Origin of the sequence: Leifsonia sp. TF02-11 (genome assembly GCF_017565305.1) — a bacterium.
Lineage (GTDB): Bacteria > Actinomycetota > Actinomycetes > Actinomycetales > Microbacteriaceae > Leifsonia.
Genome location: NZ_JAGEKP010000003.1, coordinates 359,676 through 382,086, shown reverse-complemented (window position 1 = coordinate 382,086; position 22,411 = coordinate 359,676). Strand labels below are relative to the sequence as shown.

General features: G+C 70.6%; 31 protein-coding genes. 13 read left to right on the top strand and 18 right to left on the bottom strand.

Going from position 1 to position 22,411, the window contains the following annotated elements:
- The first annotated feature begins 18 nt into the window (after positions 1–18).
- The 4 genes from JNB50_RS04110 to JNB50_RS04095 all read left to right on the top strand — a co-directional run bounded on the left by JNB50_RS04110 (position 19) and on the right by JNB50_RS04095 (position 3,285).
- Complete coding sequence (locus JNB50_RS04110) at positions 19–1,017, top strand: Gfo/Idh/MocA family protein (RefSeq protein ID WP_208038816.1); 999 nt, start codon at positions 19–21, stop codon at positions 1,015–1,017.
- A gap of 111 nt (positions 1,018–1,128) precedes the next feature.
- Positions 1,129–2,148, top strand: coding sequence for a Gfo/Idh/MocA family protein (locus JNB50_RS04105; protein WP_208038815.1), 1,020 nt, complete (start codon positions 1,129–1,131; stop codon positions 2,146–2,148).
- A 160-nt stretch (positions 2,149–2,308) separates the two neighbouring features.
- Positions 2,309–2,557, top strand: a complete 249-nt coding sequence (locus JNB50_RS04100; RefSeq protein WP_208038814.1) for a hypothetical protein — start codon at positions 2,309–2,311, stop codon at positions 2,555–2,557.
- Between the two features lie 53 nt (positions 2,558–2,610).
- On the top strand, positions 2,611–3,285 hold the full coding sequence (locus JNB50_RS04095; RefSeq protein ID WP_208038813.1) for an HAD family hydrolase: 675 nt from the start codon (positions 2,611–2,613) through the stop codon (positions 3,283–3,285).
- Here the strand turns inward: JNB50_RS04095 and JNB50_RS04090 are convergent.
- Positions 3,282–3,653 (bottom strand): cupin domain-containing protein, encoded by a 372-nt coding sequence (locus JNB50_RS04090; RefSeq protein WP_208038812.1) that lies wholly within the window; start codon positions 3,651–3,653, stop codon positions 3,282–3,284. The genes JNB50_RS04095 and JNB50_RS04090 overlap by 4 nt on opposite strands.
- Before the next feature lie 89 nt (positions 3,654–3,742).
- Between JNB50_RS04090 and JNB50_RS04085 the strand changes: the two genes are divergently transcribed.
- Together JNB50_RS04085 and JNB50_RS04080 are read left to right on the top strand one after the other, a co-directional pair.
- On the top strand, positions 3,743–4,042 hold the full coding sequence (locus tag JNB50_RS04085; RefSeq protein WP_208038811.1) for a hypothetical protein: 300 nt from the start codon (positions 3,743–3,745) through the stop codon (positions 4,040–4,042).
- A 65-nt stretch (positions 4,043–4,107) separates the two neighbouring features.
- Positions 4,108–4,308, top strand: a complete 201-nt coding sequence (locus JNB50_RS04080) for a hypothetical protein (protein ID WP_208038810.1) — start codon at positions 4,108–4,110, stop codon at positions 4,306–4,308.
- Between the two features lie 87 nt (positions 4,309–4,395).
- On the opposite strand, the gene JNB50_RS04075 is transcribed toward JNB50_RS04080, so the two are convergent.
- The 3 genes from JNB50_RS04075 to JNB50_RS04065 form a co-directional block, all read right to left on the bottom strand.
- Positions 4,396–4,632, bottom strand: coding sequence for a hypothetical protein (locus JNB50_RS04075; RefSeq protein WP_208038809.1), 237 nt, complete (start codon positions 4,630–4,632; stop codon positions 4,396–4,398).
- A complete protein-coding gene (locus JNB50_RS04070; RefSeq protein ID WP_208038808.1) occupies positions 4,629–4,841 on the bottom strand; it encodes a hypothetical protein in 213 nt (70 codons plus the stop codon). Before JNB50_RS04070 ends, JNB50_RS04075 begins: the two co-directional genes overlap by 4 nt.
- A 68-nt stretch (positions 4,842–4,909) precedes the next feature.
- Entirely contained in the window at positions 4,910–7,165 is a 2,256-nt protein-coding gene (locus JNB50_RS04065) for a glycoside hydrolase family 3 C-terminal domain-containing protein (protein ID WP_208038807.1), read from the bottom strand.
- Positions 7,166–7,317: 152 nt separating this feature from the next.
- On the opposite strand from JNB50_RS04065, the gene JNB50_RS04060 reads away from it, so the two are divergent.
- On the top strand, positions 7,318–7,545 hold the full coding sequence (locus JNB50_RS04060) for a hypothetical protein (RefSeq protein ID WP_208038806.1): 228 nt from the start codon (positions 7,318–7,320) through the stop codon (positions 7,543–7,545).
- A gap of 13 nt (positions 7,546–7,558) precedes the next feature.
- Here the strand turns inward: JNB50_RS04060 and JNB50_RS04055 are convergent, their stop codons facing one another.
- Positions 7,559–7,747 carry a hypothetical protein gene (locus JNB50_RS04055; protein WP_208038805.1) on the bottom strand — a complete coding sequence of 63 codons (189 nt, stop codon included), beginning with the start codon at positions 7,745–7,747 and terminating at the stop codon, positions 7,559–7,561.
- Positions 7,748–7,808: 61 nt separating this feature from the next.
- Complete coding sequence (locus JNB50_RS04050; protein ID WP_208038804.1) at positions 7,809–8,438, bottom strand: TMEM175 family protein; 630 nt, start codon at positions 8,436–8,438, stop codon at positions 7,809–7,811.
- A 57-nt stretch (positions 8,439–8,495) separates the two neighbouring features.
- Between JNB50_RS04050 and JNB50_RS04045 the strand changes: the two genes are divergently transcribed.
- On the top strand, positions 8,496–9,065 hold the full coding sequence (locus JNB50_RS04045; protein ID WP_208038803.1) for an NUDIX hydrolase: 570 nt from the start codon (positions 8,496–8,498) through the stop codon (positions 9,063–9,065).
- Positions 9,066–9,099: 34 nt separating this feature from the next.
- Here JNB50_RS04045 and JNB50_RS04040 read toward each other — a convergent pair whose 3' ends face one another.
- From JNB50_RS04040 to fliO, 10 genes are all read right to left on the bottom strand, one after another.
- Positions 9,100–9,504 (bottom strand): DUF6855 family protein, encoded by a 405-nt coding sequence (locus JNB50_RS04040; RefSeq protein WP_208038802.1) that lies wholly within the window; start codon positions 9,502–9,504, stop codon positions 9,100–9,102.
- Between the two features lie 60 nt (positions 9,505–9,564).
- The gene (locus tag JNB50_RS04035; protein WP_208038801.1) at positions 9,565–10,593 is read right to left on the bottom strand and encodes a serine hydrolase; all 1,029 of its coding nucleotides are present in this window, start codon (positions 10,591–10,593) and stop codon (positions 9,565–9,567) included.
- 82 nt (positions 10,594–10,675) lie between these two features.
- The gene (csrA, locus tag JNB50_RS04030; protein WP_208038800.1) at positions 10,676–10,909 is read right to left on the bottom strand and encodes a carbon storage regulator CsrA; all 234 of its coding nucleotides are present in this window, start codon (positions 10,907–10,909) and stop codon (positions 10,676–10,678) included.
- A gap of 45 nt (positions 10,910–10,954) precedes the next feature.
- Positions 10,955–11,749: a hypothetical protein gene (locus JNB50_RS04025; protein ID WP_208038799.1), complete on the bottom strand. Its 795-nt coding sequence runs from the start codon at positions 11,747–11,749 to the stop codon at positions 10,955–10,957.
- Positions 11,727–13,721, bottom strand: coding sequence for a flagellar biosynthesis protein FlhA (locus tag JNB50_RS04020; RefSeq protein ID WP_279553750.1), 1,995 nt, complete (start codon positions 13,719–13,721; stop codon positions 11,727–11,729). The genes JNB50_RS04025 and JNB50_RS04020 overlap by 23 nt, the downstream gene beginning before the upstream one ends.
- 50 nt (positions 13,722–13,771) lie before the next feature.
- Complete coding sequence (locus tag JNB50_RS04015; protein WP_208038797.1) at positions 13,772–14,971, bottom strand: flagellar biosynthesis protein FlhB; 1,200 nt, start codon at positions 14,969–14,971, stop codon at positions 13,772–13,774.
- A complete protein-coding gene (locus tag JNB50_RS04010; protein WP_208038796.1) occupies positions 14,968–15,729 on the bottom strand; it encodes a flagellar biosynthetic protein FliR in 762 nt (253 codons plus the stop codon). Before JNB50_RS04010 ends, JNB50_RS04015 begins: the two co-directional genes overlap by 4 nt.
- Complete coding sequence (locus tag JNB50_RS04005) at positions 15,729–16,004, bottom strand: flagellar biosynthetic protein FliQ (RefSeq protein ID WP_208038795.1); 276 nt, start codon at positions 16,002–16,004, stop codon at positions 15,729–15,731. Before JNB50_RS04005 ends, JNB50_RS04010 begins: the two co-directional genes overlap by 1 nt.
- Positions 16,001–16,768, bottom strand: coding sequence for a flagellar type III secretion system pore protein FliP (fliP, locus tag JNB50_RS04000; protein ID WP_241703897.1), 768 nt, complete (start codon positions 16,766–16,768; stop codon positions 16,001–16,003). Before fliP ends, JNB50_RS04005 begins: the two co-directional genes overlap by 4 nt.
- Before the next feature lie 113 nt (positions 16,769–16,881).
- A complete protein-coding gene (fliO, locus tag JNB50_RS03995; protein WP_208038794.1) occupies positions 16,882–17,394 on the bottom strand; it encodes a flagellar biosynthetic protein FliO in 513 nt (170 codons plus the stop codon).
- Positions 17,395–17,475: 81 nt separating this feature from the next.
- On the opposite strand from fliO, the gene JNB50_RS03990 reads away from it, so the two are divergent.
- A complete protein-coding gene (locus tag JNB50_RS03990; protein WP_208039164.1) occupies positions 17,476–18,204 on the top strand; it encodes an SUMF1/EgtB/PvdO family nonheme iron enzyme in 729 nt (242 codons plus the stop codon).
- Positions 18,205–18,298: 94 nt separating this feature from the next.
- Positions 18,299–18,697, top strand: a complete 399-nt coding sequence (locus tag JNB50_RS03985) for a hypothetical protein (RefSeq protein WP_208038793.1) — start codon at positions 18,299–18,301, stop codon at positions 18,695–18,697.
- Between the two features lie 18 nt (positions 18,698–18,715).
- Here JNB50_RS03985 and fliN read toward each other — a convergent pair whose 3' ends face one another.
- Positions 18,716–19,432 carry a flagellar motor switch protein FliN gene (fliN, locus tag JNB50_RS03980; RefSeq protein WP_208038792.1) on the bottom strand — a complete coding sequence of 239 codons (717 nt, stop codon included), beginning with the start codon at positions 19,430–19,432 and terminating at the stop codon, positions 18,716–18,718.
- Between the two features lie 5 nt (positions 19,433–19,437).
- The gene (locus JNB50_RS03975) at positions 19,438–20,313 is read right to left on the bottom strand and encodes a flagellar motor switch protein FliM (RefSeq protein WP_208038791.1); all 876 of its coding nucleotides are present in this window, start codon (positions 20,311–20,313) and stop codon (positions 19,438–19,440) included.
- A gap of 136 nt (positions 20,314–20,449) precedes the next feature.
- Here JNB50_RS03975 and JNB50_RS03970 point away from each other — a divergent pair, with 136 nt between their 5' ends.
- Genes JNB50_RS03970 through JNB50_RS03960 form a run of 3 tightly spaced genes read left to right on the top strand, consistent with a single transcriptional unit; the run spans position 20,450 to position 22,378 of the window.
- Positions 20,450–20,728, top strand: a complete 279-nt coding sequence (locus JNB50_RS03970; protein WP_208038790.1) for a flagellar FlbD family protein — start codon at positions 20,450–20,452, stop codon at positions 20,726–20,728.
- A 14-nt stretch (positions 20,729–20,742) separates the two neighbouring features.
- The gene (locus JNB50_RS03965; RefSeq protein WP_208038789.1) at positions 20,743–21,549 is read left to right on the top strand and encodes a motility protein A; all 807 of its coding nucleotides are present in this window, start codon (positions 20,743–20,745) and stop codon (positions 21,547–21,549) included.
- Position 21,550: 1 nt separating this feature from the next.
- Positions 21,551–22,378, top strand: coding sequence for a flagellar motor protein MotB (locus tag JNB50_RS03960; protein WP_208038788.1), 828 nt, complete (start codon positions 21,551–21,553; stop codon positions 22,376–22,378).
- The last annotated feature ends 33 nt before the right edge of the window (positions 22,379–22,411 follow it).

The window sequence follows — 22,411 nt, the reverse complement described above, 5'->3', positions numbered from 1 at the left end:
AGGAGGCCTTCACAGGTCATGTCCCATCCACTCGCTGTCGCTGCGATCGGTTTCTGGCACGTGCACGCGGGCGATTACGCGCGCGCGGCCCAGAACCATCCCGAAACCTCCCTCGTCGCCATCTGGGACGACGATCCCGAGCGCGGCCGTGCCGCCGCCGAGCAGTTCGGTGTCGAGTTCGTCGCCGACCTCGACGAGCTGCTCGCCCGCGACGGGCTCGACGCCGTCACCATCACCACCTCCACCGATCAGCACCGCGACGTCATCGGCCGCGCCATCGCGGCGGGCAAGCACGTCTTCACCGAGAAGGTGCTCGCACCGACCGTCGAGGAGGCCGAGGAGCTCGTCGCCGCGGCCGACGCCGCCGGGGTGTCGCTCGTCGTCTCCCTGCCGCGGCTGTACCACGGGTACACGCTCGCGATCGAGAAGATCCTCGACGAGGGCACTCTCGGCGAGCTCGCGTACAGCCGGGTCCGGCTGGCCCACGACGGGTGGGTGACCGGCTGGCTGCCCGACCGGTTCGGATATCCGGCTGAGGCCATCGGCGGCGCGCTCACCGACCTCGGCTGCCATCCGGCCTACCTCACCCGCCTGTTCCACCGCAGCGAGCCGACCCGCATCACCGCGACCTACGGCGGTGTCACCGGCCGGGAGGTCGAGGACAACGCCGTGGTCACCGCCGAGTTCGAGGGCGGCCGGATCGGCGTCTTCGAGGCCAGTCTCGTGCAAGGGCAGGGCGACTTCACCATCGAGCTGCGCGGGACGCAGGGAGCCGTGACCTACGGCGCGGCCGGGGGCGGCCTCCTGATCGACGACGGCGACGGCTGGCGCGAGCTGCCGCTGCCCGAGGACGAGCCCGGCGCGTTCGACGAGTGGGTGCGGCGCATCCACGACGGCAGCAGGGCCGACGCCAACCTCGATCACGCGCTGGCGCTCACCCGCACGGTGGTCGCCGCCAACGCGTCCGCCGCCGCCCACGCCGCGGTGACCCCTGCCCTCCCGGTCGCCACCCGCTGACCTCACCACCCACCTTCTGATCCCGCGAGGGGCACGTCGTTGTCCCCTTCGGGCCTCGAGGGGGACATCGACGTGCCCCTCGATCATTCGAACCTTTGGAGAACTTCCGTTATGTCCGAAAACACCGTTCGCATCGGCCTGATCGGCGCAGGCGGCATCGCCGGCGCACACGTCGAGGGCTACCTCCGCAACCCCGACACCATCACGTTCGCCGCGGTCGCCGACCCGGTGCGCGAGAGCGCGGAGAAGCGCGCTGAGGCCACGGGCGCGGCCATCTACGCCGACTACCGCACCATGCTCGCGGAGGCCGACATCGACGCCGTCGACATCTGCCTCCCGCACCACCTCCACAAGGACGCCATCGTCGCAGCAGCCCGGGCCGGCAAGCACATCCTCTGCGAGAAGCCGCTCTGTCTGACCGCGGAGGAGGCCGCAGAGGTGTCCGCCGCCGTCGAGGAGGCCGGGGTCACGCTGATGTGCGCGCACAACCAGCTCTTCCTCCCTGCCGTGGCCCGCGCGAAGGAGCTGATCGAGTCCGGAGCGATCGGGCGCGTCTACGAGGTGCGCACCACCGACTCGTTCTTCAACGACTTCGACCCGTCGAACATGGGGTGGCGCGCGCACGCGTCCACCTCCGGCGGTGGTGAGCTCATCGACACCGGCTACCACCCGACCTACCTGCTGCTGCACCTGGCGGGCGGGGCGCCCGTGGAGGTCACCGCGCTGCTCGCCACCCACCGTCTGACGTTCATGGAGGGCGAGGACTCGGCCACCGTGCTCGTGCGCTTCGACAACGGCGTGATCGGCACCGTGGTCACCAGCTGGGCGTACGAGGCGGCGCCGGGCACCGAGAAGTTCTCGGCGGTCGGTGAGCTCGGCAGCCTCACCAGCGACGGCACCACGCTGACCGTCAAGAAGCGCGGCGACGCGGAGGCGACGGTCGTCGAGCTGGAGGCCGTGCATCAGTTCGGCGAGGAGCTGAACCACTTCGCGCGCAGCATCCTCGACGGCACCCGCCCGCTGCACACGCAGAAGGAGGGCATCGAGGTCCTCGGCATCATCCTCGGCGCGTACGAGTCGGCCCGCACCCGAACCGTCGCGGCGATCCCGGCCCTGACCACGGCGAACTGACCACCGAGTACGCCCGAATTCAGCTCGAACCGCCGAGTACGCAGACGGTCTGCGTACTCGGCGGTTTCGTGCATCCGGTGCCACGTTGACACGAGATCTATTGCATATCTTCAGGGCAGAAACTGTTCCCAAAGGGTGCGTCTTGGGGTTAAAGTGACGCATGAGCACTCCGAAGGCGGGGGGCCAGATCAGCGGTCCCCAGCACCCGCGACATGACGATTTCGTCGCGGTGCCGTATCTGCGCCAAGGCCAGCTCATCTCGCTGATCCGTTGGACCCAGGTGTCCGGCGACTGGCGCTACACCACCATGCTCGCCCAGTACCTCCACCGCGACGAGGAGAGCTGGTACCTGGTCATCAACGGGCAACGGGCGAAGCTGAGCCGCTCCGACTGGGCCATCTTCAACTGAGGCCGGACTCCACGTGGAGGGACTCCTCCGGTACCGGGTGTACACAGTGCGGCATGACCGTCAGAACCGTACTCTTCGACGTCGACGGAACACTCGTCGACTCGAACTACCTCCACGTCGATGCCTGGCAGCGCGCTCTCGGCGACCTCGACGTCGCCGTCGACGCCTGGCGCATCCACCGCGCCATCGGCCAGGACTCCGCTCGGCTGCTGCGCGCGGTCGCGGGCGAGCGCGACGACGCCTGGAACGAGCGCGCGACGTCGCTGCACGGCGAGCACTACCGCGCCCTGGCTCCGCGGCTGCGGGCCTTCGACGGCGCGGCCGGCCTGCTGCGCGCGATCGCCGCCCGCGACATCCTGGTGGTGCTGGCCACGTCCGCGCCCGAGGACGAGCTGGCGCTGCTGCGGGCTGCGCTCGACGCGGACGACGCCATCCACGCCGTCACCTCGGCCGACGACGTCGAATCCGCCAAGCCCGATCCCGGCATCCTGGAGGTCGCCCTGCACCGGGCGGGCGCGACGCCCTCGGAGGCCCTCATGATCGGCGATTCGGTGTGGGACATGGCCGCCGCCGCTCGGGCGCACGTCCGGTCGGTGGGCGTGCTGTGCGGCGGGGTGGGCGCCGCTGAGCTGCTCGACTCCGGGGCGCGGGCCGTCCACGACGACCCGGCAGCGGTGCTCGCCGCGCTGGACACGGTGCTCGACACCGTGCTCGACAGCGGGCTCTAGTCGCCGGGCAGCTCCCGCAGCTCGCTCGTCCGCTCCCCCGGCCGGTCGCCGGTGTTCACGGTGCCTTTCGGCTCGAACAGGACGACCAGCGCCTCCTCGTCGGTCCGCGGGCAGTGCTCGACGCCCTTCGGGACGACGAACACATCGTGCGGGCCGAGTTCGACGTCCCCGTCGCGCAGGCCGATGGTCAGCCGGCCCGACACCACCAGGAACAGCTCGTCGGTGTCGGGATGCGTGTGCCAGATGAACTCGCCGTGCAGCCGGGCGATCTTGACGTCGTAGTCGTTGACCCCGGTCAGCCGGTGCGGCTGCCACGGCTCCGGCACGAGGGCGAACGCTTCATCGAGGTTGTGGACGGTGCCGCTCATGGCGTCAGCCTAGGGTGTGCATCTTGCCAAGAGCAGCCCTTCGGGCGTTGGATGCAGCCTGAGAGCGTCAACCGACGGAAGGGATGACCATGTCCGCCAGCGAACTCGAGATGTCGAGCGTCCGCTACCCGTACCGCGAGCGCATCTTCCACGTCGAGAAGAAGGCGCCGGGCCAGTGGGTGGTCCTCGACGAGTCGCATGCGGAGCTCGGGAGGCTCGTGCGGGTATCGGTCGAAGGCGAAGAGCACGAACCGGTCTTCGGCGCCATCCCGCTGGGCTACACGGAGACGCTCCACGAGGGCTCGGACTGGAAGTTCCTCGTCGCCGCCCTGATCAACGAGGCGCTCGACGAAGAGCCGGAAGCGACCGGGAACCTGGGCGGGTCCTGAACCGCTTCGGCGCCGGCATCCTCGCGCACACGGTGCGCGCAGGCCGGCGGGCTACGATACCCGGGATGAACGCAGCGCGGCGCAGGACGCTCGGCTGGGTGGCCGCCGTGCTGCTCAACCTCGGTGCCGTGCTGTTCGTGGTCGGCCTCATCGTGCCGCGCACCGGGGACGGGTCGGTCCTCAGCGTCGGGATCGGCATGCTCGTGATCGGGCTCGCCATCGGCGCGGTGTGGATGTACGCCAACCGGGGCTCTGGCGTGCGCTGAGCGCTGTTCGGAACCGGGCCGGGACGCAGAGCGGCCCCGCCCGGGATGACGTGGGCGGGGCCGCGGTCTCTCTGCGAACGCTCGGACTCACTCGTCCGGCGGTTCGACGTTCTTCACGAGGTCGGGATTCGACGGCTGCTGGGCCGGATCGAAGTCGGCCGGGGGCGGCTCGGCGCCACCTGATCCGGCGGCCGGCTGGTTCTGGGTCTGGGCGTTCGTCACGTCCTCGGCGCCCTCCGGTGTCGTTCGCCCCGCCTGACCCGGCTCGTCCTCGTCGGGGACGCCCTGTGCGTCGGCGTCGTGGAGTCCGCTCGTGTCGCTCATGGCTTGCCCTCCTCGCTATACGACGTCGCCGAGTCGTCGCCCTCGTCGACCGGTCGGTCGGGGTCGAGATCCGCGATCACATCCTGGATCACGTTCTGCCCCGCGGTCGGCACCTGTGCGCCGCCGTCGTCTCCTTCGAGGTCGCCCGCCAGCCCGTTGGTCGGGTCGTGGCCGGTGACCGCATCCTGGTCGTCTCGCTCGTCGCTCATGGGGCACACGGAACGCCGAACCCCCTCACTCTCGCAAGGGGGTTCACGGTGCCGCTCAGAGGCGTACCCTACGCGTTCGCGGCGGCCACCAGCTGGTCGAGCTGGTCGTGGGTGACCGGGCTCCCGGGGAAGGCCGCCGCGCGGATCAGCGGGATGGACTCGGCCATCCGGCGCAGGCTCGGGTCTGCCAGCATGGCGCCCATGCCCTCCGCCTCCGCGCTCTGCGCCAGCGCCGCCATCAGGATCGGGCCGCCGACCGGGTGCTCGAGCCATTCGCCGAGCGTCGAGTCGACGCTGAGCGGCGCGGTGCGGCCGTCGCCCGCGAGGGAGACGGTGACGGAGCCGCGCAGGTCGCGGGACGAGGCTCCGACCTCGACGACGTAGTCGCCTGCCTCGACCGACCAGCCGCCGAGCTCGGTGTCGTAGTAGGCCAGGTCGGACGCGGGGAGCTCGACGACGACCGTCTCGGTGGCGCCCGCCGCGATCGCGACGGCGGCGAAGCCCTTGAGCTCGCGCACCGGGCGCTGCACCCGGGAGGACGGAACCGACACGTAGACCTGAACGACCTCCCTGCCGTCGCGCGCGCCCGTGTTGGTCACGTCCACCGTCACACGGATGCCGCCGTCGGCCGTCGGGGCCGCGGTCGGAGCGCCGAACGCGAAGGTGGTGTACGAGAGACCGTGGCCGAACGGGAAGCTGACGGCGGCGCCCCGGGCGTCGAAGTCGCGGTAGCCCACGAACAGGCCCTCGCCGTAGCGCACGTGGCCCTTCTCTCCGGGGAAGTTGAGGAACGATGCGGTGTCCTCGATCCGCACGGGGATGCTCTCGGCCAGGCGACCGGACGGGTTGACGACACCGAACAGCACGTCGGCGATGGCTCCTCCGCCGGCCTGCCCGAGCAGCCAGCCCTCGACGATGGCGGGCACCCGGTCGGACCAGCCGGAGACGCGCACGACACCGCCGTTGGACAGCACGACCGTGACGCGCGGGTTGGCGGCGATGACGGCCTCCAGCAGCGCGGTCTGCGCGGCGGGCAGCTCGAGGTGCTCGCGGTCGAAGCCCTCCGACTCGTCTTCGCCCGGGAGTCCGAGGAACACCAGGACGTCGTCCGCCGCCGCGGCGATGCCGACGGCCTCCGCCGTGAGTGCGACCGCGTCGGCGTCCGCGGATTCGCCGAGGACGTAGCCGGGCGCGAAGGCCACCGTGGCGTCGCCGGCGAGCGCGATCACTTCGTCGAGCGCGTTGTCGAGACGGGTCGGGACGATCTGGGAGGAACCGGCGCCCTGGTAGCGCGGCGTGCGGGCGAATTCACCCACGACGGCGATCGAGCGGCCGGCCGCCGTGGAGAGGGGCAGGACGCCGTCGTTCTTGAGCAGCACGATGCTGCGGCCGGCGACCTCCCTGGCGAGGGCGTGGTGTGCATCGACGTCGTACGTCGCGTCGGCGTCGGCTCCGGCGAGCGCCTTCTCGACCAGCTCGATGACGCGGTTCGCGGCCGTGTCGAGCACGGACTCCGCCAGCGAGCCGTCGCGCACGGCCGCGACCAGCTGCGCGTCGGTCACCCCGCCGGTCGACGGCATTTCGAGGTCGAGACCGGCGACGAGCGCGCTCACCCGGTCGTTGACGGCGCCCCAGTCCGAGACGACGAGGCCGTCGAAGCCCCACTCGTCACGCAGCACCGAGGTGAGCAGCCAGGGGTCCTCGCTGGCGTACACGCCGTTGATGCGGTTGTACGAGCACATGACCGTCCAGGGCTGCGCCTGCTCGACCACGTGCTGGAAGCCGCGCAGGTAGATCTCGCGCAACGGCCGCTCGTCGACATCGGCGCTCACGCGCAGGCGGTCGGTCTCCTGGTTGTTGGCGGCGAAGTGCTTGAGGGAGGCGCCCACACCCTGCGACTGGAGGCCGCGCACGAGCGCCGCCCCGAGCCGACCGGAGACGATCGGGTCCTCGGAGAGGTACTCGAAGTTGCGACCGCACAGCGGCGAGCGCTTGATGTTGATACCCGGGCCGAGCAGCACGCCGACCCCCTCGGCCTTGGCCTCCTCGCCCAGCGCCGCGCCCACGCGCTCCAGCAGCTCGGCGTCCCACGAGGAGCCGAGGGCGACGGCGGGCGGGAAGCAGGTCGCCGGCACGCTGTCGCCGATCCCGAGGTGGTCTCCGCCCTGCGCCTGCTTGCGGACGCCGTGCGGACCGTCGGTGAGGTAGAGGGACGGGATGCCGACGCGGTCGACGGGTTCGGTCTCCCAGAAGCTGCGACCGCTGGTGAGCGACGCCTTCTCTTCGACGGTCAGTTCGGATGCGCGGGTGAGGCGGTCGACCATGATTCTCCTTCGATGACGGTCGCGGGTCGGACAATACCTTACACCACTCGGTTTTCAGTTCATCCCACTGCTGGGATAAGCGGTTCCGCATTCTCTCCAAGACCCGCGCAGACCTCTGGTCGCGCGGGTCCGGACAGCGTACGCTCACCGCTATGAGCACCCCAGATGAGCCGGCAGGCGACGCCCGCGAGAACCTCGAGGGCAGCTACACCGAGTCCGACGACGAGGGCCCGCACGAGCGCACCGTGCACGGCCAGTACACCGAGACCGAGGGCGACCCCGGCCCGGACCCCGCCGTCGAAGGCACGTACACCGACGCCGACGAGCCCGCCGACGCCCCCGAGGGCGAATACACCGAGGGCGACTACCGCGAACCCTGACCCGGTCCGCGGGTCACGAGTACTTCTTGCGCGCCTTCGCGGTCTGCTTCTTGGCGTTCTTGCGCGCCTTCTTCACGTCCGGGCTGTTCCAGAACGCGGTCAGCGAGTCGACGATCTGGTCGTAGCGCTCGCGCCCCGCCCGTGCGCCCAGGATGTAGGCGGCGACGATGATCAGGAACACGAAGAATGTCTTGGGTCGCATGTCGCGACGATAACCCTCGCTCCGGTCTGAGGGAAGGCCCGGCGGCGCGGGGGTCGCAGTCTCAGACTGCTGTGCCGGGCTTCCGGCGCAGCAGTCTGCTCAGGACGAGGTGCAGCGGCTTCGAGAGGAAGAGGATCAGCAGCCAGAACATCCCGACGTGCGGGAAGAGGACCGTGAGCACGAGCGCAACGGACATCAGGATGACGAACGTCCAGCCGCGCAGGGTGTCCGACTGGCCGGCCGCCTCCGGCAGAAGCAGTCCTGGAGTGCGCACGATGATGACCTCGATGACCTGCATCGTCACCGTGGCGAGCAGCAGATCGCCGACATAGAGCGCGTAGACGTCCGGCTGTCCGTTCGGGCTGTCCGACAGCACGTTCGCCGTGAACGGCATGAAGACGATCGCAGCCAGCCATAGCATGTTGAGCCACATCAGGGCCGGGGTGTAGGCGTCGATCCAGCCGAACACCTGGTGGTGCACCATCCAGAGTCGCGCGATGACCGCGAAGGTGATCACGAAGGCGAGGAACTCCCAGAAGTTCCCACTGAAGTAGGCGGCGATGCCGTCGTGGACGACGTCCTTGCTGGCGTCCACCAGCGGGAGGATCAGGAGCGTGATCGCAATGGCGACGACGGCGTCGGAGAAGTTGACCAACCGGTCGAACCCCCGCTGCGTGCGCATCACCGCCATGCGCCCATAGTGCCAGACGACGGAGGTGACAGACGGTGGACGTGCCAGACTGCTGGCATGCCGCACCTCAACACCGGTCCGGGCGAATACGACCTCACCGCGAGCGCACTGATCCTCCGCGAGCTCGACGGCCGCCCGCACCTCCTGGTGCACCGTCATCGCAAGCTGGGGCTCCTGATGCAGCCGGGCGGCCACGTCGAGCGCGCCGAGGATCCGTGGGCGGCGGTCGCTCACGAGCTGCGCGAGGAGTCCGGGTACGAGCTCGGTCAGCTGCTGCTCCTGCAGCCGGTGCACCGGATCGAGCACGCCCCCGGAGTCGAGGTGCTGCCGCAGCCGCTCTGCGTCGACGTGCACCCGATCGGCGACGACCACTTCCACACCGACCTGCTCTACGGTTTCGTGGCGACGACGGATCCGGTCGGCCGGCCGGGAGACGACGAGTCGCAGGAGCTGCACTGGCTGGCCGTGGACGCGCTCGACACACCGGAGGGGCCGTCCGATCTCGCCCCCGGACTGGCCGAGGTCGCGCGCTACGCGAGCGCGTCGCTGGCGGCGTCGCTGCTGGTCACGATGACGCCCCCGCGCGCGGACGCCTTCGCAGCGACCAGCCGTCCCGCCGTCTCGTGAGCGCGGACGCGGCGGGCCGTGCGGGGATGCCGCGCTACGGCTTCGTCCTGGCCCTGTTGTTGCGGGCGTCGTGCGTCAGCTCGATCAGCCCGAGCGCCTCCAGCAGAGGAGGCAGGTACATCCCGAACCGGCCGCGGTAGCCCTTGCGCAACCCGTACCAGCCGCCCACCGGATTGCCCGGGTCGCGACCCCACGCCTCGATCGTCCCCTCGGCCGCCGGCTTGTTCTCGTCCGCCGCGCCCAGCGGCACCCAGTCGCCCTGCTCGCGCAGCCACGCCGCCAGGTCGTCGACGGCGCTCGCGCGGTAGCTCAGGCGGGTGGAGCCCACCTGGCAGACCAGCACGGGAGGGTCGGCCGCATCATCGCGGTACATGGTGTATTCGGACGTGCCGGGAGCCGTGGTCAGCTGCCACGGGTCGTCCTTCGTTCCGGCGCTCATGGCATCCTCCGCTCCGGCGCGGCGCGTCTCCCGCAGCCTCTGCGAGAAAGTGTGGACCGTTCAGCCGCAGGCCACCAGTATCGCATCGCTCACGTCGCTGAGATGGCGGAGGGCGCGGCGCCGCTCATCGGCGGTGTTGGTCAGGTACGCGACGACGAGGTCGCGCACCGGATCGGCCCAGACGTTGCAGATGCTGCTGCCGTTGTGGCCGAACGTCCGCGGGTCCGCGCGGGAGCCCGTCGGCCGCGCCAGCCCGATCGGGCCGCCGAGCTGGAAGCCGTAGGACCAGCGCACCGGGTGCCCCATGATCCGGTCGGGCTCGCCGTCGCTCGAGACCTCCCTCGACGCCGCGATCGTCTCGGGTCGCAGCACGCCCTCCCCTCCGGCGAGCAGCAGGCGGTAGAACTCCGCGAGCTCGCGCCCGTTGGTGCTCACAGCGGCGGCCGGCACCGGGACGGCCCGCGTGCGCGGACGGTTGAACAGCAGCGTCCGGGCGCGCTCCGGTGCGCTCAGAGCACGCAGCGGAACCCCGCGGGAGCCCTCGGCCTCCGGAAGCCCCAGCGTCGTCTCGGTCAGACCGGCCGGTCGCAGCAGGTTCTCCGCGATGAAGCGCTCCACCGGCATCCCGCTGACGCGCCGCACCAGCTCGCCCAGGATGAAGCCGAAGCTGAGCACGTGATACCCGACCACCTCGCCCGCCGGCCAGCGCGGGCGGGCGTCCTCCGCGGCCGCCACGGATCGACGCGGGTCGGTCAGGCGCACGGTATCGCCCAGGAGGGTGCCCGTGGAGTACGGGACGCCCGCGCGGTGCGAGAGCACGTGCCGGATGGTGATGTCGGACTTTCCGCCGCGCGCGTAGGCCGGCCAATGCGCGGCGACCGGGTCGTCGAGACGCAGCATGCCCCGCTCGGCGAGCAGGTGCACGGCGAGGGCCACGAACGGCTTGCTCACCGAGAACGTGTAGAACAGCGCATCGGGATCGCAGCCGGTCCTGCGGTCGAGGAGGACGTCCCCGCCGCGCAGGACGGTGAGCCAGCTCGCTCCCCCGCGCGCGTCCACCAGATCGGTGACGCGGCGGAAGTCGGGCATGCTCGCATCTTCGCGTGCCGCCAGGGGCCGTGCAAGGACCGACGGAGTGGGGGCCGGCGGGACGACGGACAGCCGTGCTCGGTCAGAGACCGAGCGACTTCTTGATGAGGGACTCGGGGTCGGCGGTCGCCGCGGCCTCGCGAGCCTCCTGATTGGCCTCGCTGACGGCCTGCACGACCTCGTCGCGCTGGATGCGGATTCCCCGCGGGGCGTCGATGCCCACGCGCACGCCGTCGCCGCGGACATCGAGGATCGTGACGACGATGTCGTCGCCGATGAGCACACGCTCCCCGACTTTCCGCGTCAATACCAGCATTGGACCAGCCTATCCGGCCCCGCAGCCGCCAGACAGGATCTGGCGTCAGTACGCACTGCGCGGCGGCGCGTCTCCGGGCGGAGCGTCCAGCCAGTTGGTCGCCACGGTCGTCGGCGGCCCGGGCGGGGCGTCGAGCCAGAGCAGCGGGAGACCGAGCGCGCCGACCGCCCACGGTGTCGCCGTGTGCGCGGCGCCGTGCGCGGCCATCCCGTCGACGGCGAGCACAGCGTCGACGGCCCGCACCCAGACGGCTGTGTCGTCCAGCTTGCGGCTGACGTCGACCGCCACCCACACCTGATCGGGTTCGATCGCAGCGAGGGATGCGGCGAGTTCCGGCACGGCGTCCACGCGCGCCAGCTCGACGACCCCGACGATCGGGCACTCGCGGCGCACGCCTTCGGCGCGGGCGGCCAGCGCCTCCCGTCGGTCGGCGACCGCGAGCACGTCGGCGTCCGCCGATGCCGCGAGGATCGCCGCGGCCTCCCCGGCATCGCCGCCCAGGCCGATCACGAGCGTCAGGTCGCCCTTCCCGCGCAGTCGTGGCGGGGCCGCGCGCTGTACGAGCACACCGCCTGCCCCACCATTCGTGCGGGCGCGTGGCTGGTCGAGGGGCACCTCGTTGTCCCCTTCGGGCTCCGAGGGGGACAACGACGTGCCCTTCGGCGACGAAGCGGGAGGGGGTGGCATGGTGGGCGCCGCGGCGGCTGCCGGGTCGAGGTCGGTGGCGCGCACGAGGTCGTCGAGGATGGCGGCGAAGGTCTGCGACGAAGTCGAGACCGCGGGCAGCACCTCCTGCTCGAGGTCGCCGCCGAGCCACTCAGGCCGCGATCGATTCCGCACCCCTCACCACCCCGACCGTCTCGATGGCCGCCTGCGCCGCCCCGACCTCCTGGTAGCTCAGCACCGCCAGCCCGGAGAGCTGCCCGGCGACCAGCCGCCGGATCGCCGGCCGCAGCGCGGGGGCGCAGACGAGGACGGCCGACACGTTGGCCTCGTCGAGCTGGGCCGCGGTCTGCCGGATCGACGCGAGCACGGCCTCCAGCCGCAGCGGATCCATCACGATCTGCATGCCGCCCTCCCCCGGCCGGAGGCCCTCCAGCATCGACTGCTCGAGGCCGGGATCGATCATGATCACGCGGAGCGTCCCCCCGTCGATGTGCGGCGCGACCACCGCCGGCCCGAGCGCCGCGCGCGCCGCCTCGACGAGGCCCTCCGGGTCGTTCGAGAGCTTGGCCCGCAGCGCGAGCGCCTCCAGGATGCGCGGAAGGTCGTTGATCGGCACCTGCTCGGCGAGCAGGCCCTGCAGCACCCGCTGCACTTCGGCGAGCGACAGGAGGTTCGGCACCAGCTCCTCGACCGCCGGCGCGTTGACCTGCTTGACGGCCTCGGTCAGCTGGCGCACGTCCTCCCGGGTCAGCAGGCGGGCGGCGTTGGAGGTGATGATCGACGACAAGTGCGTGATCAACACGGACACCCGGTCGATCACCGTCGCCCCGCCCAGCTCGGCGCTGTGCCGCATCTCGGACGGGATCCACTTGGCGGGCAGGCCGAACACCGGCTCGACCGTCGGCGTGCCCGGCAGGCCGTCGAGCGCGTCGCCGAGGGCGAGCACACGGCCGCCTGGCGCCTGCCCGCGGCCGGCCTCCACCCCGGCGATCTTGATCACGTAGGTGGAGGGCGGCAGCTCGGCGCTGTCGCGGGTACGGACGGGCGGGACGATCAGACCGAGCTCGAGCGCGATCTTGCGGCGCAGCGCCCGCACGCGGGCGAGCAGGTCGTCGGAGGCGCCGCTCACGATGTCGACCAGGTCGGGCGCCAGGGTGATCTCCAGGGCGTGCACCCGCATCTGGTCGATGAGGTCTTCCGTCGTCTCCGACTTGCCGGCGTTCTGCACCGCCGCCTGCGCCGCCTTCGCCTTCTTCTCGGCGGCCTGCGACGTCTTGATGCGCTGGGCCGCGAGCACGAGCACGCCGCCGACGAGCACGAACGGGATCGGCGGCATCCCCGGGATGAGCGCCATCACGATGGCCGCGCAGCCCGCGATGGTCAGCGCGTTGCGGGACTGCCCGAGCTGGCCGCTTGCAGTTGTGCCGATGTCGGTCTCCGCGTTGGAGCGCGTCACGATCATGCCGGTGGAGACGGCCATCAGCAGCGCGGGGATCTGGGTGACCAGGCCGTCGCCGATCGTCAGCAGGGTGTAGGAGTTGACCGCGTCGCCGAGCTGCATGCCGCGCTGGATCATGCCGATCGCGATGCCGCCGACCACGTTGATGACGATGATCAGGATGCCTGCGATCGCGTCGCCCTTGACGAACTTGCTCGCACCGTCCATCGCACCGTAGAAGTCGGCCTCGGCCGAGACCTCCGCCCGTCGCGCCCTTGCCTGCTCCTCGGTGATGAGGCCGGCGTTCAGGTCGGCGTCGATGGCCATCTGCTTGCCGGGCATCGCGTCGAGGGTGAACCGCGCGCCGACCTCCGCGACGCGCTCTGCACCCTTCGTGACGACGATGAACTGGATCACGATCAGGATGAGGAAGACGACGGCGCCGATGATGATGGACCCGCCGACCGCCACGTGGCCGAACGCCTGGATGACCTGGCCGGCGTAGCCGTCGCCGAGCACGAGGCGAGTGGAGGCCACGTTCAGACCCAGCCGGAAGAGCGTCGCGACCAGCAGCAGAGACGGGAACACCGAGAAGTCCAGCGGCTTCTTGACGAACATCGTCGTGAGCAGGATCACGAGCGCCAGCATGATGTTGACGATGATGAGCGTGTCGAGCAGCCAGGCCGGCACCGGCACGACGAGCAGCATGATGATGCCGACGACGCCGATCGGCACCGCGACCTTGCTCGCTGTGGACTTCACTGCAGACCTCCTGCGGTTGCGCGTGCGGATGGTGCGCCGAGGGGCACGTTGTTGTCCCCCTCGGGGCGCGAGGGGGACAACGACGTGCCCTTCGGCGTGAGGAATTGCGCGGGGATGGCGGACGGGGTCGCCATTGTGTGGGTGCCCGCGGCGGCGCCGCGTGCCCTGAGCGACATCACGAACGCCAGCACGCGCGCCACGGCGTTGTAGAGCTCGACCGGGATCTCGTCGCCGAGCCGGCAGCTCGCGTGCAGCGCCCGGGCGAGCGGGATGTCCTTGACCACCGGCACCCGCTCGTCCTCCGCCTTCTCGCGGATGCGCAGCGCGATCGCGCCCGCGCCCTTCGCGACGACGCGCGGAGCCGACTTGCCCGGCTCGTACGAGATGGCGACCGCGAAGTGGGTCGGGTTGACGAGCACGACATCCGACTGGCCGATCGCCGCGATCATCCGGTTGCGGCTCATCGCCAGCTGGCGCGACCGCCGCTGCGACCGGATCAGCGGGTCGCCGTCGGAGTTCTTGTGCTCGTCGCGCACCTCGCGCTTGGTCATCCGGGTGTGCTTGCGGTTGCGGCGCATCACGACGAGCACGTCGAGGCCCGCGAGCACGAGCCCCGCGCCGATCGCCGCCTGGAGGAGGCCGGCCGCGCCGCCGCCCGCCGCGGACAGCAGCGCGGCGATCGGCATCATCCCGGACGTCAGCAGCACCGGCATCAGCCCCTGGACGACCAGGAACAGCCCGATGCCCACCACCGCCGACTTGAGCAGCGTCTTCGCGCCTTCCCAGAGCGCGCGCATCCCGAACACCCTCGCGACACCGGTGACGATGTTGAACTGCTCGAACTTGGGCGACAGCCGCTTGAAGTGGATGCCGCCCTGCGCGGCCGCCGCACCGACGACCGCGATCGCACCGACCGCGAGCAACGGCCCGATCGTGGCCATGATGCTGCCGAACCCGTCGCCGAGCGCGACCAGCGCCTTCGCCGGGTCGGGGCTCTCGATGACCGACCGCACGGTGAAGAGCTGATCGACGGCGGCGTCGCTGCCCTTCTGCAGCGTGAGCGGCAGCATGATCGCCGCGGCGCCCACGCCGACCCAGGCGGTGAGGTCGGTGGACTTGGCGAGCCGCCCCTTCGAGCGGGCCTCCTTCATCCGTTTGTCGGTCGCCTGTTCGGTGCGTTCCTGCGCGTCGCTCATCGCGTCACCCCCAGCATGGTCTTCACGGCGGTGTCGGTCAGCGAGCTGACGACGCCGGGCAGCGCCACGAACACGACGGCCGACAACACGACCGTGAGCATGATCTTCAGCGGGAAGCCCAGCGCGAACGCGTTGAGCGCCGGTGCGACGCGGGTGAGGAGGCCGAGCGCCATGTCGGCCATGAACAGCACGATGATGAGCGGTCCGGCGATCTGCAGGGCGGACAGGAACATCTGGGTGACGCCGGTGACCATGGCCTTCGTCGGGTCGGCGAGGTCCATCCCCGCCGCGAGCGGAACAGCGTCGAAGGTGCGCACCAGGCCGCCGATGATCAGCTGGTAGCCGCCGGAGGCGAACAGCAGCGCGAGCGCGGTCAGCTGGAACATCCGGGTGAACTGGGCTCCGTTGATCATCGCCTGCGGATCGAACGCCTGCGCGAGCTGGAAGCCGCCGAACAGGTCGATGAAACTGCCCGCCGACTGGATGGCGGCGAACACCACGAACACGAGGAAGCCGAGCGTCGCGCCGACGGCGAGCTCGCGCACCATGTCGAGCAGGAACGCCCCGAGGTCGCCGGAGTGGTACCCGGCGCCGACCCGCGGGGCCACGGCGACCGCGAGCCCGATCGCGAGCATCCCCTTCACCTGGGCGGGGAAACCGTTGTACGAGAAGGGCGGGGCTATCACCAGGAACGCGACCATCCGCAGCGACGCCAGCGCAACGGCCTCGATGGCGGAGAGATCGATCGGGATGAACATCAGCCGCCCCCGAGGAGGGTCGGGATCTTCTCGAACAGCACGTGCGTGAACGTGATCAGCTCCGCGATCATCCACTGGCCGCAGATGATCAGTGCGATGGCGACGGCCGCCGCCTTCGGCACGAACGAGAGCGTGACCTCCTGGATCTGCGTGATCGACTGGATGAGCGAGATCGCGAAGCCGACCACGAGGGCGGTGACCACGATCGGCGCGGCGAGCTTGGCCGTGATCAGGAGGCCCTGCATGGCGATGTCGAGGACCGCGTTCGGGTTCATCCGCCACCTCGATAGCTCGTGATCAGGCTCGTGATGATGAGGCCCCAGCCATCGACGAGCACGAACAGCAGGATCTTGAACGGCAGCGAGATCATCACCGGCGGGAGCATCATCATGCCCATCGACATCAGGGCCGCGGAGACGACCATGTCGATCACCAGGAACGGCACGAAGATGACGAACCCGATGATGAACGCCGCGCGCAGCTCCGAGATCATGAACGCCGGGATGAGCGTGAGGATCGGCACGGACGCGGCGGAGTCCGGGTTGGGACGACCGGCCGCGCGCGTCATGAGCGCGATGTCCTCCTCGCGGGTGTGCGCGGACATGAAGTGCCGCAGCGGCACCTCGGCCGCGTGCACGGCCGCGGTGAAGTCGATGTGTCCCGCGAGGTAGGGCTGCACGGCGGTGCTGTTGATGTCGACCAGCACCGGGCTCATGATGAACAGGCTGAGGAACAGCGACAGGCCCGCGAGCACCTGGTTGGGCGGGATGGACGGCAGCGCGAGCGCGTTGCGGGTGATCGCCAGCACGACGAAGATCTTGGTGAACGACGACATCATCAGCAGCAGCGCAGGCGCGACCGAGAGCACGGTGATGCCGACGAGCGTGAGGATGGCGGCGCTGGGGGTGCCGTTGGGGCCGTTGATGTCCACCGTGATGCCGCCGGTGCCTCCGGGACCGGCCGGACCGGACGGGGTCGGGACGGGTGTCGGCACCGCGTGCGCGCCCGTCGCCGAGAGCAGGACGAACGCCGCTGCCATGAGCGCGACCAGCACGCCGGCGATCGCGAGCCGCGGCAGCAGGTGGGACGCGCGGGCGTGAGCACGGCCGAGCGCGGCACGGAGGGGTGCGCGCAACTCGGCGCGCGTCGCCGTCACCTCTTCTGCCGCACCGCCGAACTCGCCTGCCGCCAGGTCGCGGGTGACAGGATCGAGCCTTTGAGTGCCTCGTCGAAGAGCGAGGCGCGTCCCTGCGCCGTGAGGAAGTCGGCATCCTGCCTGGTGTCCGTGGATCCCTGAGCCCCGACCGGTCCGGACGCCGCGACTGCCGAACCGGCCGCGTCGACGTCTTTCGCGAATGTCTTGCGCACCGGAACCAGAGGGGTCACCTCGGCGTCCGCCTCCTGCGGACGGGCTCCGGTGTGCAGCACGCTCACCTGTCGTTCGGTCACGCCGAGCACGAACCGGTTGCCGTCCACATCCACGACGACGACCGACGCCTTCGGCCCGACCCCCTGGCGTCCGACCACCGACACGGCGTTGCCGCGACGGGTGCGACCGCCGCGCGCACCGCGCCCGCGCGTGATCCGGCGCTGCACGAACCACAGCAGCCCGACGATCACGCCGAGGACGACGAGCACCCGGAGGGCGACGAACAGGGTCTCCACGGATCGCACTATCGGCCATCGGCCGCACCCCGTTAGGCGCCGGTGTGGCAGGGTGGACCCGTGGAGGGCGCGGAGATCGAGATGGCGTACATCCCGCCCGGCGCGGTGCAGCTCCACGACGCCCGGCTGAAGCGCCGCTGGACCGTTGAGCTGGAGTCGTTCGAGATCGGCGTCTTCGCCGTCACCGAGGAGCAGGTGGCCGAGCTGATCGGCGAGCCGGCCTCCCATCCACGGCGACCGGCGACCGGGATCAGCTGGCTGCGCGCCATCCGGTTCTGCAACGCGGCGTCGGAGTGGGAGGGCCTCGACCCGGCCTACTCGTTCGACGGCGAGGACGTGACCTGGCACGTGGACGCCGACGGCTACCGCCTCCCGACCGAGGCGGAGTGGGAGTACGCCTGCCGTGCCGGCTCCACCGGCCCGCACTACGGGCCGCTCGGCGAGGTCGCCTGGACGAGCGCCGACGGGCTCTCGGCCCCGCACGACGTGGGCGGGAGGCTGCCAAACCTGCACGGACTGTTCGACACCCTCGGCAACGTCTGGGAGTGGTGCTGGGACTATCTGGACCCCGCTCGCTACGACGACTACCGGGTGTTCCGCGGCGGAGGCTACGCCGACGACGCCTGGAGCGTGCGGGCCTCCGTGCGCCGGGGCGGCTCACCGCGCACGCAGCACGAGGACCTCGGCTTCCGCGTTGCGCGGGGCGGGTTCGACGCCGAGGGCGAGGCGCAGGGCTGGTCGGCGGAGGCCGACCGCGAGCGCGCGGATCTGGTCTATCCGCTCCCGCCGGGCTGGACGCCGCGGCGCTGACGCACCTCCCGACCGCCGAGGGGCACGTTGTTGTCCCTTTCGGCGCTCGAAAGGGACAACGACGTGCCCTTCGGCGTTACGGGAGGCGCCCGGCGTGCGGCAGCTACGCGTAAGCACGTACGATGCGCTGCTGAAGGAGTTCATCACCGCCGCCTCCGTACACGAAGCCCGGCTCGACCGCTTGGACCACGATCTGATCGCGGTGCTGCAGGAAGACGGTCGCGCCAGCTACCGCGTCGGCATCGCCCTGCGCGGCCCGGCGGAGCCCGTGCACCGCTACCTCGTCGCCACGTCGGCGGTCGACCTCGCCGCCGACGCGCACGGCGCCTACGACGCCATCGCGACGATCGTCGGCAGCACGACGGGAGGCGTGCTCGCGGTCATCGAGCAACTGCGTTCGCTCCCGGAGGTCGGCTCGCTCAAGACCTGGGCGCACCTCGACATCATCAAAGAGGACTACACGCGCACCCTGGGGCGCATCGTGCGGCCGTAGTGCCGGGTGTGGTCGGCGTCAGTCCAGGTCTTCGGCCGCGTCGAGGATCTTGGTGATGCGGACGGCGTAGTCCTGGTCGACGACCACGATCTCGCCGTGCGCGATCAGCCGGCCGTTGAGGAGCACGTCCGCGGGCGAACCGGCGGAGCGGTCGAGCTCGATCACCGCGCCCGGCTCCATCGCGAGCACGTCGCGCACCGCCATGCGGGTGCGGCCGATCTCGACCGTGAGCGCCATCTCCACGTTGCTGATGCGCGCGAGCTTGCCCGCGATCGCCCCGGAGGCCGCACGCTCGGCGATACCGGCGCGCCCGCGCACCGCGAACCAGCCCGCCACACCGGAGGGACCGCTGAGCTCGAACACCGTCGTCGCCTCGTCGCCGAACAGCTCTGCGGCGTCCTCCACGCGCGCGTCGTCGAGGACGCCGGCGCCGAAGGTGTCGCTGGCGGCCTCCAGGGCCGGCTGGAGCACGTCCTGCAGTGCGACGACGGGCGAGCCGTCCGCACCCTCGTCGACGAGCGACGGAGCCTCCAGCAGCACGACCCCGAGGTCGACGGAGGTCGCACCGACGAAGGTCGCGACCACCGCGTTCGCGGTCTGCCCCGCGAAGCCGCCGGCGGTGTGCAGCAGCGCGGTCAGCGGCGCGCCGGTCGGCAGCACGCCAGCCAGCGCCTCCGCCGCGGCCTGAGCCTGGGCGAGCGAGAGAGTGGTTCCGGAGGCGTAAGTCATGCTCATGCGAGTCAGTCCTCTGTCTTGACGACGACGCAGGCGAGGCGGGATCCGCTGGAGCCCAGTGCTGCGCCGGCCACGGGGTGTCCCCCCACGGCGAGATCGAACGGTCGGTGTTGCGGATGCGGGAGGGGCAGGAGGTCGCCGACGGCCAGACCGAGAACCACGCTCGGCTTCACGACGGCCGGTGTGAGCCGCAGCGAGACGTCGACGGGCACGCGCGCGAGCTGTGCGTCGACGAGCTCGCGCGCATTCTCGGTGCTCGACGTCGGGTTGGTCTCCCCCAGCTGCGGCAGCAGTACGGAGGCAGGAAGGGCCAGCGTCGCCGGCGCGGTGGACTCGCCCACCCGCAGCTGGAAGCCGGCGACGATCATGAGCTCGGACGTCGCCGCGGCCTGCGCGAACTGCGAGTTGTACTGGATGGCGTCGACGGTGATCGTCGTCGCCAGGATGCTGCCCAGCGAGTAGCGCAGGTCTTCGAGCGCGTCGTCCATCAGCTTGCGCACCAGCGCGTGCTCGATCTGGGTGAAGGTGCGCTCCTCGGAGACCGGCACTCCCGAGCCGCCGAGCATCGCGTTCACCCACGACAGCGCTGCGACGGTCGGGAACTGGATGACGCCCTTCGGGGCGAGACCCTCCAGCTCGCACAGCACCATCGCCGTCGTCGCCGGGAGGGACGCCGCGTACTCGTCGTAGGTCTGCATCGCGACGGAGTCGCAGGTGACCTGGCTGAGCACCCGAACCTTGGCGGTGAGCTGGGTCGCCCACTGCCGCGCGAAGGTCTCGAACGCCAGCTCCAGCACACGCGAATGCTCGCGGGCGAGCGTGGTCGGCCGTCGGAAGTCGTACACCGGCAGCTCGGGTGCGGGAGCGTACAGGGTGGTCACGAGAGGCACTATCGGCAGGGGCGCGCCCGCCGTTAGGCACGACCGCAAGCTGCCCGGTCCCCCTAACGACCGACCGGCACGCGCCGATAGTGCCCCTGTGACGGCTCACCCGGAGCCGAGACCAGGATTCGCAGCCATGATCGTCGTCACCCGATTGAACGACAGCCAGTTTGCGGTCAACCCCGACCTCATCGAGCGCATCCACGCGAGTCCTGACACGACCCTCGTGATGGTGGACGGCGCCAAGTTCATCGTCACCGAGTCGATGGCCGAGGTCATCGAGAAGATCGCGGCCTACCGGGCCAGGGTGATCGCGCTCGCGCACGACCTCCCGGCCTCCGGCCCCCGACCCGTCCCCGCGCCTGTTCCCGACCAGGCGGCCGCCCCCGTTCCGTTGCGGGCCAGGAAGAAGTAACGAGGAGTCAGACCATGGATCCGGCAACGATCATCGGGATCGTGATTGCCTTCGCCTCCGTCGTGGCGATGGTCACGATCGAGGGCGCCCACCTCACGTCGCTGGTGCTTCCCGCGCCGATGATCCTGGTGTTCGGCGCGACCATCTCCGTCGGCATCGCCTCCGGCACGTTGAAGGACTTCTTCACCGCGATGAAGGCGCTCCCCCGCGCCTTCCGCGGCAAGGTCGAGCCGCCGCAGAAGGTCATCGACCAGGTCGTCGGGCTCGCCGAGAAGGCGCGCGCCAACGGACTCCTCGCCATGGAGCAGGAGGCCGACTCCATCGACGACCCATTCCTCAAGCGCGCGCTGCAGAACATCGCCGACGGAACCGACGGCGACGAGCTGCGGATCCTGCTGGAGGACGAGATCGCGACGCGCTCGAAGTCCGACCGGGTCGCCGCCAAGTTCTTCTCCACGCTCGGCGGCTACGCCCCCACCATCGGCATCATCGGCACGGTCGTGTCGCTCACCCACGTGCTCGAGAACCTCTCCAAGCCCGCCGAGCTCGGCCCGATGATCGCGAGCGCGTTCGTCGCGACCCTGTGGGGTCTGCTCTCCGCCAACTTCCTGTGGCTGCCCCTCGGCAACCGCCTGCGCCGGCTCTCCGACCTGGACGTCGACCGGATGACCCTGCTGATGGAGGGCGTGCTGGCGGTCCAGGCGGGCAGCCAGCCGCGCCTCCTCGGCGAGCGCCTGCGTGCGATGGTTCCCGGCGGCGACTCGGCCAAGCCGGCCAAGGGACCGAAGGCCGTGCCCACCCCGGAGAAGGAAGCAGCCTGACGTGGCCGCCCGTCGACGCAAGCACGAGCCGGAGGAGGAGCACGAGAACGAAGAGCGCTGGATGGCCTCCTACATGGACATGGTCACCGTGCTCATGTGCATGTTCATCGTGCTCTTCGCGATGTCGACGGTCGACGCCAAGAAGTTCGAGCAGCTCAAGAACTCGCTCGCGACCGGCTTCGGCCAGGTGAAGACCGAGAAGGTCGACGCCGCGACCGGCGTGGTGGTGCCGCCCTCGCACGTCAAGGACAACGGCACCACGACCGACTTCGCGCTGGCCCAGCAGGAGGCGCAGAACCTGGAGAAGCTGAAGGACCGCATCCAGGCGAGCCTGACCCGCGACGGGCTGCAGAACGCGGTGCAGATGAAGATCGACGCGCGCGGCCTCACGATCGGCCTCGTCGGCAGCTCGACCTTCTTCGAGTCGAACAAGGCCGACCTCAGCGCGACGGCCATGAAGGTGCTCGACGACATCGGCCCCGTGCTGGCTCCCGAGCAGTACCAGGTGTCGATCGAGGGCCACGCGGACTTCCGCCAGCCGGGCGCGCCCTACCCGACGAACTGGGAGCTGTCGGCGGGCCGCGCGACGAGCGTGCTGCGTCGCCTGGTCGAGTCCGACGGCTTCCCGGCCGAGCGCATCGCCGCCGTCTCGTACGGGTCGGCGCGCCCACTGGCGAACGCGACCGGCAGCACCGACCAGGACCTCGCCCTCAACCGCCGCGTCGACGTGGTGGTGCTGTCGAACCAGCCGGAACGCATCCGCGCCCTCATTCCCCAGGCCCTGCAGGGCACGACGGCGCCGGCTGCGGCGGGGTCGGCTGCGGGGTGACATCGACCTCGCCAGTCGCGTACAATTTCTTGT

Excerpts from the sequence above, each read along its gene's own strand:
- JNB50_RS04110 (WP_208038816.1), top strand. The coding sequence starts at position 19 with ATGTCCCATCCACTCGCTGTCGCTGCGATCGGTTTCTGGCACGTGCAC.
- JNB50_RS04105 (WP_208038815.1), top strand. The coding sequence starts at position 1,129 with ATGTCCGAAAACACCGTTCGCATCGGCCTGATCGGCGCAGGCGGCATC.
- JNB50_RS04100 (WP_208038814.1), top strand. The coding sequence starts at position 2,309 with ATGAGCACTCCGAAGGCGGGGGGCCAGATCAGCGGTCCCCAGCACCCG.
- JNB50_RS04095 (WP_208038813.1), top strand. The coding sequence starts at position 2,611 with ATGACCGTCAGAACCGTACTCTTCGACGTCGACGGAACACTCGTCGAC.
- JNB50_RS04090 (WP_208038812.1), bottom strand. The coding sequence starts at position 3,653 with ATGAGCGGCACCGTCCACAACCTCGATGAAGCGTTCGCCCTCGTGCCG.
- JNB50_RS04085 (WP_208038811.1), top strand. The coding sequence starts at position 3,743 with ATGTCCGCCAGCGAACTCGAGATGTCGAGCGTCCGCTACCCGTACCGC.
- JNB50_RS04080 (WP_208038810.1), top strand. The coding sequence starts at position 4,108 with ATGAACGCAGCGCGGCGCAGGACGCTCGGCTGGGTGGCCGCCGTGCTG.
- JNB50_RS04075 (WP_208038809.1), bottom strand. The coding sequence starts at position 4,632 with ATGAGCGACACGAGCGGACTCCACGACGCCGACGCACAGGGCGTCCCC.
- JNB50_RS04070 (WP_208038808.1), bottom strand. The coding sequence starts at position 4,841 with ATGAGCGACGAGCGAGACGACCAGGATGCGGTCACCGGCCACGACCCG.
- JNB50_RS04065 (WP_208038807.1), bottom strand. The coding sequence starts at position 7,165 with ATGGTCGACCGCCTCACCCGCGCATCCGAACTGACCGTCGAAGAGAAG.
- JNB50_RS04060 (WP_208038806.1), top strand. The coding sequence starts at position 7,318 with ATGAGCACCCCAGATGAGCCGGCAGGCGACGCCCGCGAGAACCTCGAG.
- JNB50_RS04055 (WP_208038805.1), bottom strand. The coding sequence starts at position 7,747 with ATGCGACCCAAGACATTCTTCGTGTTCCTGATCATCGTCGCCGCCTAC.
- JNB50_RS04050 (WP_208038804.1), bottom strand. The coding sequence starts at position 8,438 with ATGGCGGTGATGCGCACGCAGCGGGGGTTCGACCGGTTGGTCAACTTC.
- JNB50_RS04045 (WP_208038803.1), top strand. The coding sequence starts at position 8,496 with ATGCCGCACCTCAACACCGGTCCGGGCGAATACGACCTCACCGCGAGC.
- JNB50_RS04040 (WP_208038802.1), bottom strand. The coding sequence starts at position 9,504 with ATGAGCGCCGGAACGAAGGACGACCCGTGGCAGCTGACCACGGCTCCC.
- JNB50_RS04035 (WP_208038801.1), bottom strand. The coding sequence starts at position 10,593 with ATGCCCGACTTCCGCCGCGTCACCGATCTGGTGGACGCGCGCGGGGGA.
- csrA (WP_208038800.1), bottom strand. The coding sequence starts at position 10,909 with ATGCTGGTATTGACGCGGAAAGTCGGGGAGCGTGTGCTCATCGGCGAC.
- JNB50_RS04020 (WP_279553750.1), bottom strand. The coding sequence starts at position 13,721 with ATGCTGCTCGTCGTGCCGGTGCCGGCCTGGCTGCTCGACACGCTCATC.
- JNB50_RS04015 (WP_208038797.1), bottom strand. The coding sequence starts at position 14,971 with ATGAGCGACGCGCAGGAACGCACCGAACAGGCGACCGACAAACGGATG.
- JNB50_RS04010 (WP_208038796.1), bottom strand. The coding sequence starts at position 15,729 with ATGTTCATCCCGATCGATCTCTCCGCCATCGAGGCCGTTGCGCTGGCG.
- JNB50_RS04005 (WP_208038795.1), bottom strand. The coding sequence starts at position 16,004 with ATGAACCCGAACGCGGTCCTCGACATCGCCATGCAGGGCCTCCTGATC.
- fliP (WP_241703897.1), bottom strand. The coding sequence starts at position 16,768 with ATGGCAGCGGCGTTCGTCCTGCTCTCGGCGACGGGCGCGCACGCGGTG.
- JNB50_RS03990 (WP_208039164.1), top strand. The coding sequence starts at position 17,476 with ATGGCGTACATCCCGCCCGGCGCGGTGCAGCTCCACGACGCCCGGCTG.
- fliN (WP_208038792.1), bottom strand. The coding sequence starts at position 19,432 with ATGAGCATGACTTACGCCTCCGGAACCACTCTCTCGCTCGCCCAGGCT.
- JNB50_RS03970 (WP_208038790.1), top strand. The coding sequence starts at position 20,450 with ATGATCGTCGTCACCCGATTGAACGACAGCCAGTTTGCGGTCAACCCC.
- JNB50_RS03965 (WP_208038789.1), top strand. The coding sequence starts at position 20,743 with ATGGATCCGGCAACGATCATCGGGATCGTGATTGCCTTCGCCTCCGTC.